Source organism: Halodesulfurarchaeum sp. HSR-GB (genome assembly GCF_031432215.1).
Lineage (GTDB): Archaea > Halobacteriota > Halobacteria > Halobacteriales > Halobacteriaceae > Halodesulfurarchaeum.
Genome location: NZ_JAVKGN010000001.1, coordinates 1,037,000 through 1,052,113 on the forward strand (window position 1 = coordinate 1,037,000; position 15,114 = coordinate 1,052,113).

A 15,114-nucleotide genomic window follows, 5' to 3' on the forward strand; every position below is an offset into this window, starting at 1 on the left:
CCCTACCGGTCCGAAAAATTCACTCGTTCTGGGCGTCGGATTTCGCGTTCAGCTTCGCCTGTTCCCGGGCGCTCGGGTTGACGGAGGGCTGGAAGGGGACCTCGGAGACCGTCGCGTAGACGGGCTCGCCCGGCTCCTCGGCGTATTCGTCGGGGAGGTGGACGGCGAACTCGATGTCCGTGTCTTCCTCGTAGACCCGGTCGTCGAGTGGCACGTCTAGCGCTTCGAGTTTCGCTGCCGGCACGTGGGCCAGTGCGATGTTCGTCTCCAGTTCGGAGTTCCACCAGGGGGAGGTGACGTAGCCGACTTCCTCGCCCGTCTCGGGGTCGGAGACCAGCCAGAAGTCCGGAGCGTAATCCGTGATGGGCTCGCCGGCCATCTTCAGCCCGACCATCTTGTGCGTGAACGGGTACTCGCCGTTCTCGATCAACTCCTTCTGGCGTTCGAGTTCTTCTTTTCCGACGTAGTCACCGTCCTTGTCATCGGGGACGTGATAGCCCAGATTGACCTGGAACGGAGAGGTTTCGTGGTCCATGTCCTGGCCCCACGAGAGGATCCCCGCGGCGATCCGGCGCTGGTGACCCACCGCGATCTGTCGGCCTCCGTGCTCTTTGACGGTCGCCAGTGCGGGGTCCCAGACTCGCTCCGCGTTTTTCGAGGCGTCTTTCACGTAGATCTCGAAGCCCTTCTCGCCGGAGAACCCGGTCTGGCTCACCACCACGTCGCTGCCGTTGATGGAGGTCTCAAGCAACCCGTAGTACGGCATCTCTTTGACTTCTTCCCCCACGAGATCGACCAGGACATCTTCGGACCGGGGCCCCTGGATCTGCATCGGGGCGACGTCGATCTCGTCGATCTCGACGTCGAAGTCCATGCCGACGTTGACCCCCTGGATCCACTGCATCAGGTCCGAGTCCGGGATGGAGAACCAGAACTCGTCGTCGTCGAGTCTGAGTAGTACGGGATCGTTGAGGATTCCGCCATCCTCGTTGCAGACGATGACGTATTTTCCCTTCATCGGCTCGATTTCGGTGGCGTCACGCGTGACGACGTAATCCACGAGATCCTCCGCTTCCGGGCCCTTCACACGGATCTGGCGCTGGACCGCGACGTCCCAGAGCGTGACCGCATTGACAAGCGCCTCGTGCTCGGCCGAAATTCCTCCGTCCTCGGGGTCCATGAACGCCCGCGGGTGGTACATCCGGTTGTACGTGGTCGCCTGCCAGGCGCCTTCCTCGTTGAACGACTTGTCGAAAAACGGTGACTTGCGGATGCGCGTCGAGACGAGCATCTCGATATCCGGCGCGCCGGTTTGCCGGAGGTTTCGGGGCAAGACTCGGTCGGACTGGTCGACCTGTGGATGATTTGGGTGGGTCGCGTCGTCCGATCCGTGGTGGCTATCGTTATAAGACACAGGCATACTAACCCGGGGGGCACATATATAGGGGCGGGAAGGGGTAACCCAGGACCATCCAGTTTTCCCCGAGTGGGTCCATCTCCGCGACCGACAGACCTACCCCCCACCATCCGCTATCCGGTTTCGATGAGTGAGGAGACAATCGAGGTCCGCGGGGCCGAGGAGCACAACCTGAAGGACCTCGACGTTTCCATTCCGCGGGAGACGTTGACCGTCGTGACGGGACTGTCGGGTTCCGGGAAGTCTTCGCTGGCCTTCGATACGGTCTACGCCGAGGGTCAGCGCCGGTACATCGAGTCCCTCTCCGCGTACGCCCGAAACTTCCTCGGGCAGATGGACAAGCCACAGGTCGAATCGGTCGATGGGCTCTCGCCGGCTATCTCGATCGACCAGAAGAACGCCGCGAACAACCCACGATCGACGGTCGGGACCGTGACCGAACTCCACGACTACCTCCGCCTGCTGTACGCCCGGGTCGGCGTCCCACACTGTCCGGAGTGTGGTCGCGAGGTCGGCGAGCAGAGCCCCCAGCAGATGGTCCGTCGCATCCTCGAATTTCCCGAAGGCACCCGGGCGAAGATCGCCGCGCCGATCGTCCGGGACCAGAAGGGGGCCTTCGAGGACCTGTTCGACGACCTCCTGGGCGAGGGCTACGCCCGCGTCGAAGTCGACGGCGAACCCTACGATCTCGCCACCGAGATGCCTGAACTCGACGAGAACTACGATCACACGATCGACGTGATCGTCGACCGGGTGAAAGTGAGCGAGGACGCCCGCTCGCGCATCACCGACTCGGTCGAGACCGCACTGGAAGAGGCCGATGGGGTGCTCAAGGTCATCCTCCCCGACCCGCCCGCGGACGTGGACGTGGGATCGACGGCCCGATCCACGGGCGACCTGGCGGCCGAGGACGACGAGGAATCGGTCGCGGTGGAGTTCTCCGAGGAGTTGGCCTGTGTCCACTGTGGCATCGACCTCCCCGAGATCGAGACTCGATCCTTCTCCTTCAACAGCCCACACGGGGCCTGTCCGGCCTGTGAAGGGCTCGGCGAGACCAAGGAGGTGAGCGAAGCCCTCGTGGTGACTGACCCGGAAAAGCCCCTGCGCTCCGTGTTCGAGCCCTGGAGTTACGACCGCTCGTACTACCGCAACCTGCTTGACAACGTGGCCGAGCACTTCGACGTGAGCGTCGAGACCCCCTTCGAAGAACTCTCCTCGGCCGTTCAGGAGGCTTTCCTCTGGGGGACCCAGGAGGACGTGCACTTCGAGCGCCGGACCAAAAACGGCGTCCGGCACAAGGACGAGCCCTTCGAGGGCGTCATTCCGAACCTGGAGCGCCGCTACGAGGAGACGGATTCGGACCGCGTGCGCGATCACATCGAGGACTACATGTCGGTCACTACCTGCCCGGTCTGTGAGGGCTCCCGCCTGAAGGCCGAGAGCCGGGCGGTCCTCGTCGACGGCACCTCGATCACCGAGGTCAACCGGATGAGCGTCGCGGAGGCCCACGAGCACTTCGAGGGCATGGAGTCGACACTCTCCGAGCGGGACCGAACGATCGCCGAGGAGATCCTCAAGGAGATCCGGGCCCGCCTGGGCTTCATGCAGGAGGTCGGCCTGGATTATCTCACCCTCGATCGGGAGGCCAGCACGCTCTCGGGTGGGGAGAGCCAGCGCATTCGGCTGGCGACCCAGATCGGGTCCGGGCTGGTCGGCGTCCTCTATGTCCTCGACGAGCCTTCCATCGGGCTCCACCAGCGGGACAACGACCGCCTCCTGAACACCCTGGCGGAGCTTCGGGACCTGGGCAACACGCTGGTCGTCGTCGAACACGACGAGGAGACGATGTGGCGGGCCGACGAGATAATTGATTTGGGCCCCGGCCCCGGTCGACACGGCGGCCAGGTCGTCGCACAGGGCGACCCCGAGGACCTGATGGCCGCGTCAGACTCGCTCACGGGGGACTACCTGGCTGGGCGAAAGCAGATTCCGGTCCCGGAGACTCGCCGGGAGCCCGAGGGCCACCTCTCGGTTCGAGGGGCTCGCCAGCACAACCTCGCTGACCTGGACGTGGAACTCCCGCTCTCGGTGTTCACGGCGATCACCGGCGTCTCTGGGTCGGGGAAGTCCACGCTCATGCACGACGTGCTCTACAAGGGTCTGGCCCGCGAGATGAACGACAACACCTCGGTCGTGCCGGGTGAGCACGACGACATCGAGGGGCTCGATGCGATCGAATCGGTGCGGCTGATCGATCAGTCCCCGATCGGGCGCACCCCCCGGTCGAACCCGGCGACCTACACCGGCGTCTTCGATTACGTCCGGGAGCGATTCGCGGAGACCAAACTCGCCAAACAGCGCGGCTACGACAAGGGTCGGTTCTCCTTCAACGTCAAGGGCGGCCGGTGTGAGGCCTGCGGTGGCCAGGGAACGGTCACCATCGAGATGAACTTCCTCTCGGACGTCGAGGTCCCCTGTGAGGAGTGTGGCGGGGCCCGGTACAACGACGAGACGCTTGACGTGACACTTCGCGAGAAGACCATCGCCGACATCCTGGACATGACCGTCGAGGAGGCCCTGGAGTTCTTCGAGGCGGACTCCCGGATCAGCCGGCGGCTCCAGTTGCTCGCGGACGTCGGCCTGGACTACATGCGCCTGGGCCAGCCCTCGACGACTCTCTCCGGCGGGGAGGCCCAGCGGATCAAACTCGCGGAGGAACTGGGGAAACAGGACTCGGGGGAAACCCTCTATCTCCTCGACGAACCCACGACGGGCCTGCACAAGGCCGACGAGCGCAAACTCATCGACGTCCTGCACCGGCTGGTCGAGAAGGGCAACAGCGTCGTCGTCATCGAGCACGAACTCGACCTGGTGAAAAACGCCGACCACGTGATCGACCTCGGGCCGGAAGGTGGGGAACGCGGTGGCGAGGTCGTCGCGGCCGGCACGCCGGAGACGATCGCGACGAACGACGAATCCTACACGGGCCGCTACCTCAGGGACAAACTCCCGACGGTGGAACTGGACGGTCCCCGGGCCGGCGACCGACCAACGGGTCGGGCCAGCGGGGACTGATCACTCTTCACGTTCGTTCGAGCGCTGTGCGGCGGCCAGATACTCTTCGAGCAGGTGGGGAAACTCCCGGCCGCGCATGTACCGCAGACCGAACTCCTCGGCCCAGTTGATGATCCCCGCGTCCTCGGTCACCACGCCGGCGTTCATCTCGCGGGCCAGCACGAGCAGATCAAAATCCTCACGCGAATCCAGAATGCCCTGTCTGAGCGCCCGACGATACTTGTCCCGCAGATCGGAGATGACCTCGTCGGTCGGGGTCTTGTACTCGTGCTCGTCCAGGTCCGCGGCCTCTGCCTCCTGGGCGTCCCGGACGGCTCGTTCGGAGACTCGTAGCCCCCGGTCCACGCGGTCGGACATCTCCTGGACGAACTCGTAGACGACCTCCGCCGGAATCATCACCTCGTAGTGGGCCGGGTTCTTCCGGATGATCCAGGTGTTCAACCGTGAGCGCAGTTCCTCGCTCACGTTCCGACTCTCCAGCATCCGCATGAGTTCCTCCTGGATCGAGGGCGGCATGTAACAGGAGATCCCCAGCTCGAGCTTCGCGTCGGCGATCAGGTCCACGAACCGTTCGAGGGCCGCCTCCAGGTCCTCGTCCTCGCGGCGGATCTCCTCGGTGAGAAAGGCGGAGGTATCGACGACGAACCGCTGTTTGAGAGGTTCCTCGGCCATGGGTTGTGGTTTGTTCCCAGGGGGTAAAGTTCAACCGGCGGACCGCTTTTTGGGCCCGGTCGAGTATGACCGGTATGGACGAGGCCACCCTGTTCGGGGTCGATCCCGAGGAACTCTCGGCGGTCCGATCGGCGTTTACCGAGGCCACGTACCGGGGGCTGGAGTACGCGTATCTGAGCAGCCCGACCCGTGGCATCGAGCGCGGGACGGTCCGTATCGCCGACACGCTGGTCCGGGGCTATCCCAGCACGCCACGCGTGCTGATGCTCGATCCGGGCGTCCCGACGTTCTTCGATGGCCCACTCGCCATCGAGGAGAAACTCAACGGGTACAACGTCCGGATCGCCCACGTCGGCGAGCCCCTGGCCTTCACCCGGAGCGGGCGCATCTGCCCGTACACGACACGAATCGCCCGCGAGCAGTTGGCCCTGCAGGCCTTCTTCGCCGCCCATCCCGAGCGCATGCTGTGTGCGGAGTTCGTCGGGCCGGAGAACCCCTACACGCCCCACGAGTACGACGTCGACTCGCTGGAGCCGCGTGTCTTCGACGTGCGACACCGGGAGACTGGCCGGCCGATGCCGGTGGAACAACGCCGGGCCATCGCCGAGCGCTTTGGCTTTCCCCAGCCGGAATGGTTCGGGGTGGTTGACCCCGAAGACACCGACTCGATCCGGGACGTGATCACGGCACTCGATGCCCGTGGTCGGGAGGGGATCGTCATGCAGTCGACCGACGGCCGGGACCTCCTCAAGTACACGACCGCGGCCACCCACCGCCAGGATCTGGAATCGGCGTTTGCCCTGCCCTTCGACTACGGCCAGCAGTTTCTCTTCTCGCGGCTGATCCGTGAGGGATTCCAGGCCGTCGAATTCGACGAGGACGAGACGGCGATCCGGGAGCGGGCCCACGGCCTCGGTGAGGCGATCCTGGAACCGATGGTCGAGACGATCCGGGCCGTCGAGGCGGGCGAGACCGTCGGGGAGCGCCACACTGTTCGGGGCAGTGAAAGTGCGGTCGGCGAGTTGCTCATCCATCTGGAGGAGCAGGGACTCAGCATCGAGATCGAAGCCGACCGCCGGCAGGGCGGGGAGCGAAACGTCGAGTTCGTCAAGCTCTCGAATACCACCCGGGACAAGATCGAACACTTCCTCGCGGGCGGGACCATCGACCAGTAGCCGACACACACTTGAGGAGTCGACTGCAGGTCGAAACGATGGGAGCCGAGGCCGAGGACCGGGTCTATTATGTCATCAGTGACCTCCACATCGGCGGCGACGAGCAACTCGAAGCCGTCGAGTTCCTCCCGGAGTTGCTGGACTTCCTCGACCGGCTGGCCCAAACAGCGGAAAACGCCGAACTGATCATCAACGGCGACGCCTTCGGGCTCTGGGAGTTCACGGGCATCGAGGGAATCGAGAAGTTCGAGGCCCTCGAAGAGCGGTACCCGACCCTTTTCGAACAGCTACGCGAGACCGGGGCAAACATCCCGATCACGCTGGTGCCGGGCAATCACGACCACGAACTCGCGGCCCACGAGGCGTACGTCGAGCGTTTTGCGGCCTACAACGTCGATCTGGTGGTCGACCAGTCCATCGAGCGCGTGGTGGGCGAGACCCGCATTCACTTCGAACACGGCCACCAGCAGGACCCGAACAACCGGATCGAGGACTGGGGCAATCCCCACGCGAGCCCGCTTGGCTACTACTTCAACACCCTCGTCACCAGCCGCGCGGGCCGGCTCTCCGACCGGGGACGGTTCAACTGGCTCAAGGACGTCCAGGCGGTCACGCCCACCGAGCGGATCCCGGCCTGGCTGATCTCGAAATATTTCTATCGTGAGATGAACCCGCTCATCCGCTACGCGCTGGTCCCGTTTCTCCTGCTTTTCAACATCAGTGCCGTTCTCGCGGTGCTGGCTGGCCTGGATCTCGTCGGGGTCTGGTCCTGGCCCGTGGAGTGGACCACGACCGCGCTGGGGCAGCTCGGGACCGCCGGGACCGCGATCTGGTTTCTCCTCGCGGTCAACGTGGCCGTCGCGGGCCTGCTCTTGCTCGTCGGCATCCCGCTTTACTTCCTCCGACGGGACGTCCGGCAAACCGTCAACCGCTTTGGCGTCTTCGAGACCGACCTGACCGTCAACACGGTCGAGCCCTACGAGGAAGCCGCGAGGGCCGTCTTCGAGGCCAAGCCCGACACGCGGATCTTCTGCTATGGCCACACTCACCGCCCGTCGATTCGGTCGGTTGATGACGGCCTGCTGGTCAACACCGGCACGTGGCTCAAACGACTCCACCGTCGCGAGGGCGTCATGGGAATCCTCCCGCCGGTCTTTTACCCGACCTACCAGCTCAGCGCCGTCCGCATCGCCGCCGAGCCCGAGGGCGTGACCGTCGAGTTCGAACCCATTCAGAAGCCAAATCCCACGCCCGAAGAACTCACGCGGACCGAGCGCTTTGTCACGCTGGGCCGCGAGCCGGATCCGGACCTTCCCGATCGGGCGGTCCTCCGGACCGACCAGTCACGGCGAGAGTGATCGTGGGCACAAGGGATTTTGCCCGTGACCGGGTAGGCCGGGTATGATCGACGTTGCCGTCGTCGGGCTGGGGCCTGCGGGGGCCCACTACGCCCGCCGTGCGGCCCAGCAGGGCCAGTCAGTGCTCGCCTTCGAGCGTGGCTCGGTCGGCGAGCCACTCGCCTGCTCCGGGCACGTGAGCCGCGACCTCTGGGAGTTCCTGCCCGATGCGGCCCCGGATCGACTCCGGCAGCACGAGATCCGCGGGGCTCGCTTTCACGTCACTTCCGAGGACGACGGCTATCGGTTCTACCGGGACGAGCCCATCTCGAATGCGATCGACCGGGTCGACCTGGACCGACTGCTCGTGGAGCTGGCCGCCGAGGCCGGGGCCGAAATTCGAACGAACCACCTCGTGACGGCCGTCGAAGAAGGGCCCGAGAGCGTCTCGCTCACCGTGCAGGGCCCTGACGGTGTCGAACGGGTGGAGGCCGCGATGGTCGTCGGGGCCGACGGCCCACAGTCGACGGTCAGGCGTGAACTCGGGCTCCCTGACCCTGAGACGTTCCTCGTGGGCACACTGCGTCACGTGCCCGAACCGGACCACGGCGACCACGTTGATGTCTACCTGACGGTCCCCACCTTTTTCACCTGGCGCATCCCCCGCGGGGACGCCGGCGTCGAGTATGGGCTTGCAGCCCCGCCCGGCTACGACGTGGTCGACCACCTCGACACCCGGCTGGCCGGGCATGGTGTGCCAGACGGCGAGCGCTTCGGGGGGCAAATCCCGATCGGGCCGCCCGAGCGGGTGCACACGGACCGGGCGATCTTGGTGGGAGACGCGGCGGGCCAGACCAAACCGTTCACCGGCGGCGGGATCCTCTACGGGCTCCGGGCCGCCGAGATCGCCGCCCAGCGGCTCGACCCGAACGATCTGGACACGGCGGCGTACGAACAAGCCTGGCGGGCCGAACTCGGGACCGAGATCAGGCTGGGGCGGTGGCTCAGACGGGCCTACTCGCTTCCCGACCCGCTGGCTCGACTGGGACTGTCGGCACTCGCCGGCGAGATCGACGTGCACATGGACGAACCCTCGTCGCTTTTCTCGAAAGACGCACTTGGGACGCTTTTTCGGGGCTAGAACCCGATCAGCTCCCGGAGCCACTCGAAAAATCCGGGCTCGGGCTCGCTCCGTTCGGCTTCGATCGCCGACTCGGCCACCACGAAGACCGCTCGTTCCGCGTCGTGGTCGATCGAGACGAGCCCCGCTGACTGCAATCCCGAGAGGGCGGCCTCCAGGTCGTCGATGTCGGCCCCCACGATCGATCGCAGTTCGAAGACGGTCATCCCTTCCTCGTGGCGATCGGCGAGAGCCTGGAGGACGGCTACTTCGGTCTCCTCGCGATCTCGATGCTCCTGGCGGAGCTTCATGCACCCTCCTACGCTAGCCCCTGCCTTAGGTAGTCGGGCCGCGGTGGCTGAGCGGTACCCTTTTGCGGGTGGACCGGAAATCACGCGCCAATGGGTCTCAGGTGTTCACTGCTGGGTCACGCCTTCGGGGAACCGGTGACCGAGCGCGACCGCGAGCAACGGGGGGACGAGGCGGTGGTCACGATCCGGAAGATCAAGACGTGTGACCGCTGTGGTGCCGAACAGGTCATCTCGGAGAACACGGAGGTCAGACACCTCGGTTCGACCGGGACGGAGACCGATCCAGAACCGGAACCGACCGCCGAGCCCGAGTCGACCGAAGCCGAGGCGGACACCGCAGTCGACGTCTCCGAGATCGTCGAGGACGCCGAGGCCGAACCGTCGGTCGAGGCGGCCGACGAGCCGATCGCCGACACCGAGCCGTCTGTCGAGACAGACACGGACGAATCGACCGCGGAGGGCGAGGACGCGGTTATCCTGGACGACACAGCCAGCCCCGAAGAACCGCCGACCGAACCGGCGGATTCCGAGCCTGCGTCCCCGGAATCGGCCGAGGAAGTGGACACGGCGGAGCCCGAGGACACCGGCGTCGTCCTCGAGGACGAACCCGCAGATGCGACCGCGGACACGGCCGAACCGGCCTCGATGTTCGGGACGGAAACGGAGGAATCGACGGCCGAGCCGGCGGATCCGGCCGAGGCGTCCGAGCCCGCCGATTCCGAGGCGGCGGTCGAATCCGCAGCCGAGGCCACATCCACCACCGACCCGACAGCCACGGACGACTCGCCGATCGAATCCGACGGCGAGGCCGAGACGGGCAACGAGGCCGAAACAGGTGCGGACACGGCCGAGGGCGACGCGTCATCGATCGAAGGGACGGGGGATTGGCCGGCGGCCGGCCAGGAGCCAGCCGAGGAAGCGGCCGCCGAGACGGATGGCTGGTCGGCCAGCCCACCCGGAGCCGAATCGACGTCCGAGGAGACACCCGCCGGCTCCGACGACCCCGCCTTCCAGTTCGACACGCAGAGCGAGTCGACGGCCGCCGAACCGTCGGGCGGGAACCGCGGCCCGAGCGGGATCACGAGTGAAGGCCCACTCGATGTCGACGAAGACCCGGATTCGCCGGCCCAATCTCTGGAATGCCCCGAATGTGGCTTCACGGAGGGTCCGGGCTCCTCGCTGCGGGCGGGTGACATCTGCCCGGAGTGTCATCGGGGTTACCTCGCCGGACGCCGGTGACGAAGGCGTTTTACCCGTCAAAGCCGATCTCCTCAGCATGAAGGAGTACAAGATGCGTCGGGGGGAGTACCTCGAGGAGCGAGTGCCGGACCTGCAGGCGAAAATCGAGGAGTACTTCGGCCCGGTCGCGGGCACCGAGGAGTTCGAAGGCGTCGAAATGTACGTCGTCGAGGACCCGTCGAACCCGGTCTTCGACCGCATTTTGGCCGGCCGATCCGATTACGGTTCCAAGAAGGACCGGCTTGCGGTCCACTTCGATGAGCGACCGGCCGAGGAGGTCATCGCGGCGGGCCAGGCCGACGCGGCCGCCGAGGCTGTCGACCTGAAAAACGAGTTCCTGCTCGAAGTCACCGGCCGGGACGCCAAGTCCCGCCGCGAATCGATGAAGCGAACCGTCGAGGACTCCGACGACGTCCCCGAAGAAGTCTGATTATCGGTTGAGTTTTTCTCGGCTGATGCCCACGCCCGTCGGCGTGATGATGATCTGGTCGTCGCCTTTCTTGACGATGTCGCCGCCGACCTCCTTTGCGGTCTCCCGGAGTTCGTCGATCGCGTGATCGATGGTCGGGTCCTCGGTGCGCAGCCGCGTGATCTCCGCGACGACGAGGTCCCCGTCGTAGACGGCGTCCTTGATCGCGATCACGTCCTCCTGACCGTCGATCTCGGCGATGTGAAGTTGCATCTTCGTCTCCGCGTCGGCGGCCACGTCCTCCAGGTCCAGTTCCACGTAGTCCCCGGTACTCCGGCTTTCGCCCCCGAGGATGCGATCCATGAATCCCATGTCAACAGGATGCCCCGGGGCGGGCAATAGTGTTTCCCCTCGTCACACTTCGAACTCGAAGAGTTCGTCGCCGACGTGGTGTAATGACTCGACGACCTTGCCCGCCTCGCCGACCATGTCCTCGCCGTCGGTCAGCGCGCGCCCGATCGCCAGGGCCTTGCCGTGGGACTCCTCGACGATGATGACGAGATCCCCCGCCTCGATGTCGGGGTCGGCCTCGGTGATGCCCGGGCGCATCACGTCCGCGCCGTCGCTCACGAAGGAGATCGCGCCGGTGTCGACGGTCACGACGTGATTTGTCGGTTCGTAGACGTTCGCGCCCTTGACCGTGAGAAACGGCTCGTCGTCGGGATACCACACGAGGGCATCGCCGTCGATAAGGCCGACGTCGAAGTCCGCATCTGTCAGTTCGGCCAGTTCGAAGGCTTCAGCGGTGACCTCGATCCCGAGGGTGTTCGCCAGCGTGTCCTCGATGGCCGCCACTTCGTCGCTCCGGAGGTGATGGCGGGACGAAACTTCCATATCCGGGACTCGGCCCGGTCCGTACTTAATTGATCCGCTCGGCTGGTGGGCCGCGGCCAATAGGACTAACTGCTGGCTTCGTGTACCCGAACCCATGACGGACCAGCAGGCCGAGGCGGGCACTGCCGAGGGGCAGGGACCGGTCGAGATCAGCCCGGATCTCGCGGATCGACTCGCCGCGAAACGCGAGGACCTCTTCGAGAAGTTCGAGATCCCCGAAGGGTTCCCGGCGGCCGTCCGCGAGGAGGCCGACGAGATCACCGACGACGTCCAGCCCGAGGTCGAATCCGAACTCGAAACGCGAACCGACCTGCGGGACATGACGACCTGGACGACCGACCCCATCGACGCCCAGGACTTCGACGACGCGCTCTCGATCGAGGAACGGGACGACGAGTTCGTCCTCTGGGTGCACATCGCCGACGTGACCCACTACGTCCGCCCGGGGACGGCCATGTGGGAGGAGGCGCTGCGACGGGGGAACACGGTCTATCTCCCGGGGCATACCGTCCACATGCTCCCGCCGATCCTCGCCGAGACGGTCTGCTCACTCGTCGCCGAGGAGGATCGCCTCGCCCACACCGTCGAGATGCACCTCGACAAGGAGACCCTCTCCTTCGAGGACATCGAGATCTACAAGTCGGTCATCCAGAGTGACGCCCGGCTCACCTACACGGAGGCCGTCGATCGGCTGGAGGACCCGGATGCAGAACTTCACGACGAGATCGAACTGGTCTGGGAGGTCACCGACCAGCTACACGAACAGCGGAAGGCAGATGGCTCGCTCGTGTTGAATCCCCGCCGGGACAAGGCCCACACGATCATCGAGGAGGCGATGCTCAAGGCCAACAAGGCCGTGACCCACGAGTTGATGTGGAATCGCGGGGTCGAGGCCGTCTATCGCGTGCACCCCCAGCCCTCCCCCGACGAGTGGGACGAGGCGCTGCGGGAGATCCAGGAACTGGAGGGGGTCTCCATTCCCGGGGACTCCTGGGACGACCCGCGGAAGGCCGTCAACGCGACTCTGGAGCAGGCCCCCGAGCGCCAACTCGGCAAGATCCAGTGGGCGGTCATGAAGGTCATGCCCCGGGCGAAGTACATGAACGACCCCTTCGGCGGCCACCACGCGCTGAACTTCGAGATCTACGGGCACTTCACCAGCCCGATCCGGCGGATGAGCGACCTGGTCAACCACTGGATCGTCTACCAGAACGACGTGCCGGAGAACCTCATCGAACTCTGTGATCGAGCTTCGGAGCGACAGAAAGCCGCCGAACAGTGCGAACGGGAGTACGAGAACTTCCTCGAAGAGGTGGGGCTGAATCCCGACGCGGTCACGAATCGCGGGCTCGAAATCCTCGCGGACGACTAGACGAAACTGGGCACGATCAGTCCCAGCGCGAGGACCGCATTCGTCGCCAGGATCCAGAGGACGTTGTCACGCTGGGCCCCGACTGGGAGGTCGGTGTCCGGTTCGGTGATGGCCCAGCGGGCCGGTCGGGCGAGTAACAGCGACGGAAGGATTCCGAGCAGTCCCCAGGCCGGGAAGACCCCACCCGCCCAGCCGGCGACGATCGCGAGTGGCACACCAAGCCCGGCGGCGACGTAGATCCAGCCCGCTGCCGACCGTCCGAGCCGGTGAATCAGGTTTTGCCGATCGCCCCGCCGGTCGGCCGCCACGTCCGGAAATTCGTTGAGGAGGAGCAGGTTGAAGGTCAACAGCGTCGCCGGGACGCTGGCCACGAGCATTTCGGGCGTGATCGACCCGACCTGGACCAGTCCAGTGCCGAGCACCGGCAGCCCACCTAGCCCGAGCCCGGCGAAGAGCTCGCCCAGGCCATAGCGGGTCAGGTGGCTCGTGTAGAAGAGCACGCTGATAGCGCCCACGATGGTGATCGGGACGAGCAACAGCCCTACCTCGACGATGAAGTAGCCCCCGATCACCGCTCCGATACCGGCAGTGACCGTCGCCAGGCGTTTGGCTGCGACCGGTTCGAGTTCGCCCTCGGGGAGGGTCTTGCTGCCGCCGCTGAACGGGGTCGGGTCGGTCTCGTGGTCAACCCCGGACTGGTAGTCACGGTACTCGTTGCGGGCGTTGATCGAGACGTGCAGGGAGAGCAGCCCCACGAACGCCAGGATTGCCGCCACCGGGTCGAACCCGCCGGCGACGACGGCCGCTGCCGAACCCAGGAGGATCAGGGTCACCGGAAGCGCCAGAAACGGGGCCCGGGCCACCTGGAGATAGCCCTGGACGCGATCCGTCGCGGATAACGTTTCCATGCTCGATTTTGGGGGCTGTGGCGATTAACGGTTTCCCATCCGGCAGGGGGCAGCCCCGGAACGACATGATTAATACTGAAGGACTCGACGGGTCGGGTATGGAAGCTGATCGCTACGAGTGCTACCAGTGTGGCCGAACGGTCACCGATCCCGGAGCCCGGGTCTGTCCGGCGTGTTCGGGACGACTCCGGAACTGCGCCCGACCCGTCGAGTAGCTTACTCTCCCAGATACCCGTCCTGGGCCGCGAGCAACAGCCCTTCAAGCGTGGCGTCGTTCGCGGGTGGCTCCCGGGCGACCGCGATAGCTTCCGTCCTCGGAACCCGACGTACCGAGAGAAACTCGTTTTCGTCCAGACTCCGGGTCCCCGCCGTGAGATCAGTCGCGACCACGATACCTCGTTCGTGGCGCAACACGCCGGTGGCCACGTCCATGATCTGGAGCAGTTCGACGCGTTCGGGTACCAGTCCGGTCTCCTCTTCCAGCTCGCGCCGGGCCGCGTCCAGGTAGTCCTCGCCGTCTTCGACGATGCCGGCCGGCAGCTCCAGGCCCTCGACCCGTGTCGTCGGGCGATACTGCTCGACGAACACCACCTGCTCGTCGTCGATGGCGACGACGATGACGGCTGGGGCGAGTTCGGCCCAGTAGTAGCGTTTGGTCGTGCCGTCCGGCTGTTCGACCAGGTCGTAGCCGCCGTCGTACCACCCGGTCTCGTACTCGCGGACCGACTCCTGGACTGGCCACTCGGGGTCGGTCATTCGGCCACCAAGTTCCGGTAAAATCGACCAAACGCCTGCCGGCGGAGCGAGGCAACCGCGGCGTCGGGCTTGTTCTGGAAGGAGACCGCCACGACCGCAGCCCGGGGCCAGACCGGGTGCCAGGCCCGTCGGGGGACGGTCTCGGTCCCGGCGAAGACGACTTCAAGGTCCTCGCGGGCCGCGAGCCAGTCCTCGTACTCCTCGGTGGAACCGACCTGCACCGCGAGTAACGAGGCGAAAAGCGCCTGCTGGGCGGTCTCGTAGACGTCCTCGGTCGTCAGTTCGCGGTAGGTTTCCCGGTCTGTCGTTCCCGCCTCGGCGATCTCCTTGGTCACCGTCTTCGCGGGCATGGTGAGGGCCGCATACTGCTCCCGGGCCGCTCGCTCGGTCTCGGGAGCGAACTGTCCGCGTGTCTCCATGGTGGTGCCA

At 65.6% G+C, this 15,114-nt stretch carries 16 protein-coding genes; 8 read left to right on the top strand and 8 right to left on the bottom strand.

What is annotated here, in order from left to right; genetic code table 11:
• Positions 1-19: 19 nt before the first annotated feature.
• Positions 20-1,414 (bottom strand): aminomethyl transferase family protein, encoded by a 1,395-nt coding sequence (locus RH831_RS05500; RefSeq protein ID WP_310553246.1) that lies wholly within the window; start codon positions 1,412-1,414, stop codon positions 20-22.
• Positions 1,415-1,543: 129 nt separating this feature from the next.
• Between RH831_RS05500 and uvrA the strand changes: the two genes are divergently transcribed.
• Positions 1,544-4,492, top strand: a complete 2,949-nt coding sequence (gene uvrA / locus RH831_RS05505; protein ID WP_310553247.1) for an excinuclease ABC subunit UvrA — start codon at positions 1,544-1,546, stop codon at positions 4,490-4,492.
• On the opposite strand, the gene RH831_RS05510 is transcribed toward uvrA, so the two are convergent.
• Entirely contained in the window at positions 4,493-5,164 is a 672-nt protein-coding gene (locus RH831_RS05510) for an RNA ligase partner protein (RefSeq protein WP_310553248.1), read from the bottom strand. It abuts the gene before it with no gap.
• 74 nt (positions 5,165-5,238) lie between these two features.
• Here RH831_RS05510 and RH831_RS05515 point away from each other — a divergent pair, with 74 nt between their 5' ends.
• The 3 genes from RH831_RS05515 to RH831_RS05525 are packed head-to-tail and all read left to right on the top strand — an operon-like array spanning position 5,239 to position 8,817.
• The gene (locus RH831_RS05515) at positions 5,239-6,339 is read left to right on the top strand and encodes an RNA ligase (protein WP_310553249.1); all 1,101 of its coding nucleotides are present in this window, start codon (positions 5,239-5,241) and stop codon (positions 6,337-6,339) included.
• Positions 6,340-6,377: 38 nt separating this feature from the next.
• Positions 6,378-7,697 carry a metallophosphoesterase gene (locus RH831_RS05520; protein ID WP_310553250.1) on the top strand — a complete coding sequence of 440 codons (1,320 nt, stop codon included), beginning with the start codon at positions 6,378-6,380 and terminating at the stop codon, positions 7,695-7,697.
• A 43-nt stretch (positions 7,698-7,740) separates the two neighbouring features.
• The gene (locus RH831_RS05525) at positions 7,741-8,817 is read left to right on the top strand and encodes a geranylgeranyl reductase family protein (protein ID WP_310553251.1); all 1,077 of its coding nucleotides are present in this window, start codon (positions 7,741-7,743) and stop codon (positions 8,815-8,817) included.
• On the opposite strand, the gene RH831_RS05530 is transcribed toward RH831_RS05525, so the two are convergent.
• The gene (locus RH831_RS05530) at positions 8,814-9,107 is read right to left on the bottom strand and encodes a DUF6432 family protein (protein WP_310553252.1); all 294 of its coding nucleotides are present in this window, start codon (positions 9,105-9,107) and stop codon (positions 8,814-8,816) included. The genes RH831_RS05525 and RH831_RS05530 overlap by 4 nt on opposite strands.
• 90 nt (positions 9,108-9,197) lie before the next feature.
• On the opposite strand from RH831_RS05530, the gene RH831_RS05535 reads away from it, so the two are divergent.
• Both RH831_RS05535 and RH831_RS05540 read left to right on the top strand, forming a co-directional pair.
• Positions 9,198-10,346 carry a hypothetical protein gene (locus RH831_RS05535; protein ID WP_310553253.1) on the top strand — a complete coding sequence of 383 codons (1,149 nt, stop codon included), beginning with the start codon at positions 9,198-9,200 and terminating at the stop codon, positions 10,344-10,346.
• 37 nt (positions 10,347-10,383) lie between these two features.
• Positions 10,384-10,776: a DUF5611 family protein gene (locus tag RH831_RS05540; protein ID WP_070365429.1), complete on the top strand. Its 393-nt coding sequence runs from the start codon at positions 10,384-10,386 to the stop codon at positions 10,774-10,776.
• Here RH831_RS05540 and sepF read toward each other — a convergent pair whose 3' ends face one another.
• Positions 10,777-11,127 (bottom strand): cell division protein SepF, encoded by a 351-nt coding sequence (sepF, locus tag RH831_RS05545; protein WP_070365428.1) that lies wholly within the window; start codon positions 11,125-11,127, stop codon positions 10,777-10,779.
• 42 nt (positions 11,128-11,169) lie between these two features.
• Positions 11,170-11,649: an RNA-binding protein gene (locus RH831_RS05550; RefSeq protein WP_310553254.1), complete on the bottom strand. Its 480-nt coding sequence runs from the start codon at positions 11,647-11,649 to the stop codon at positions 11,170-11,172.
• A gap of 94 nt (positions 11,650-11,743) precedes the next feature.
• Between RH831_RS05550 and RH831_RS05555 the strand changes: the two genes are divergently transcribed.
• On the top strand, positions 11,744-13,021 hold the full coding sequence (locus tag RH831_RS05555) for a ribonuclease R (protein ID WP_310553255.1): 1,278 nt from the start codon (positions 11,744-11,746) through the stop codon (positions 13,019-13,021).
• Here RH831_RS05555 and RH831_RS05560 read toward each other — a convergent pair.
• Positions 13,018-13,929 (bottom strand): prenyltransferase, encoded by a 912-nt coding sequence (locus RH831_RS05560; protein WP_310553256.1) that lies wholly within the window; start codon positions 13,927-13,929, stop codon positions 13,018-13,020. The two genes, RH831_RS05555 and RH831_RS05560, sit on opposite strands and share 4 nt — an antisense overlap.
• Before the next feature lie 98 nt (positions 13,930-14,027).
• Between RH831_RS05560 and RH831_RS05565 the strand changes: the two genes are divergently transcribed.
• Positions 14,028-14,144 carry a rubrerythrin-like domain-containing protein gene (locus tag RH831_RS05565; RefSeq protein ID WP_148661821.1) on the top strand — a complete coding sequence of 39 codons (117 nt, stop codon included), beginning with the start codon at positions 14,028-14,030 and terminating at the stop codon, positions 14,142-14,144.
• Position 14,145: 1 nt separating this feature from the next.
• Here the strand turns inward: RH831_RS05565 and RH831_RS05570 are convergent, their stop codons facing one another.
• A complete protein-coding gene (locus RH831_RS05570; RefSeq protein ID WP_310553257.1) occupies positions 14,146-14,685 on the bottom strand; it encodes an NUDIX hydrolase in 540 nt (179 codons plus the stop codon).
• The gene (locus RH831_RS05575) at positions 14,682-15,104 is read right to left on the bottom strand and encodes a DUF5809 family protein (RefSeq protein ID WP_310553258.1); all 423 of its coding nucleotides are present in this window, start codon (positions 15,102-15,104) and stop codon (positions 14,682-14,684) included. Before RH831_RS05575 ends, RH831_RS05570 begins: the two co-directional genes overlap by 4 nt.
• Positions 15,105-15,114: the final 10 nt, after the last annotated feature.

Excerpts from the sequence above, each read along its gene's own strand:
- uvrA (WP_310553247.1), top strand. The coding sequence starts at position 1,544 with ATGAGTGAGGAGACAATCGAGGTCCGCGGGGCCGAGGAGCACAACCTG.
- RH831_RS05510 (WP_310553248.1), bottom strand. The coding sequence starts at position 5,164 with ATGGCCGAGGAACCTCTCAAACAGCGGTTCGTCGTCGATACCTCCGCC.
- RH831_RS05515 (WP_310553249.1), top strand. The coding sequence starts at position 5,239 with ATGGACGAGGCCACCCTGTTCGGGGTCGATCCCGAGGAACTCTCGGCG.
- RH831_RS05520 (WP_310553250.1), top strand. The coding sequence starts at position 6,378 with ATGGGAGCCGAGGCCGAGGACCGGGTCTATTATGTCATCAGTGACCTC.
- RH831_RS05525 (WP_310553251.1), top strand. The coding sequence starts at position 7,741 with ATGATCGACGTTGCCGTCGTCGGGCTGGGGCCTGCGGGGGCCCACTAC.
- RH831_RS05530 (WP_310553252.1), bottom strand. The coding sequence starts at position 9,107 with ATGAAGCTCCGCCAGGAGCATCGAGATCGCGAGGAGACCGAAGTAGCC.
- RH831_RS05535 (WP_310553253.1), top strand. The coding sequence starts at position 9,198 with ATGGGTCTCAGGTGTTCACTGCTGGGTCACGCCTTCGGGGAACCGGTG.
- RH831_RS05540 (WP_070365429.1), top strand. The coding sequence starts at position 10,384 with ATGAAGGAGTACAAGATGCGTCGGGGGGAGTACCTCGAGGAGCGAGTG.
- sepF (WP_070365428.1), bottom strand. The coding sequence starts at position 11,127 with ATGGGATTCATGGATCGCATCCTCGGGGGCGAAAGCCGGAGTACCGGG.
- RH831_RS05550 (WP_310553254.1), bottom strand. The coding sequence starts at position 11,649 with ATGGAAGTTTCGTCCCGCCATCACCTCCGGAGCGACGAAGTGGCGGCC.
- RH831_RS05555 (WP_310553255.1), top strand. The coding sequence starts at position 11,744 with ATGACGGACCAGCAGGCCGAGGCGGGCACTGCCGAGGGGCAGGGACCG.
- RH831_RS05560 (WP_310553256.1), bottom strand. The coding sequence starts at position 13,929 with ATGGAAACGTTATCCGCGACGGATCGCGTCCAGGGCTATCTCCAGGTG.
- RH831_RS05565 (WP_148661821.1), top strand. The coding sequence starts at position 14,028 with ATGGAAGCTGATCGCTACGAGTGCTACCAGTGTGGCCGAACGGTCACC.
- RH831_RS05570 (WP_310553257.1), bottom strand. The coding sequence starts at position 14,685 with ATGACCGACCCCGAGTGGCCAGTCCAGGAGTCGGTCCGCGAGTACGAG.
- RH831_RS05575 (WP_310553258.1), bottom strand. The coding sequence starts at position 15,104 with ATGGAGACACGCGGACAGTTCGCTCCCGAGACCGAGCGAGCGGCCCGG.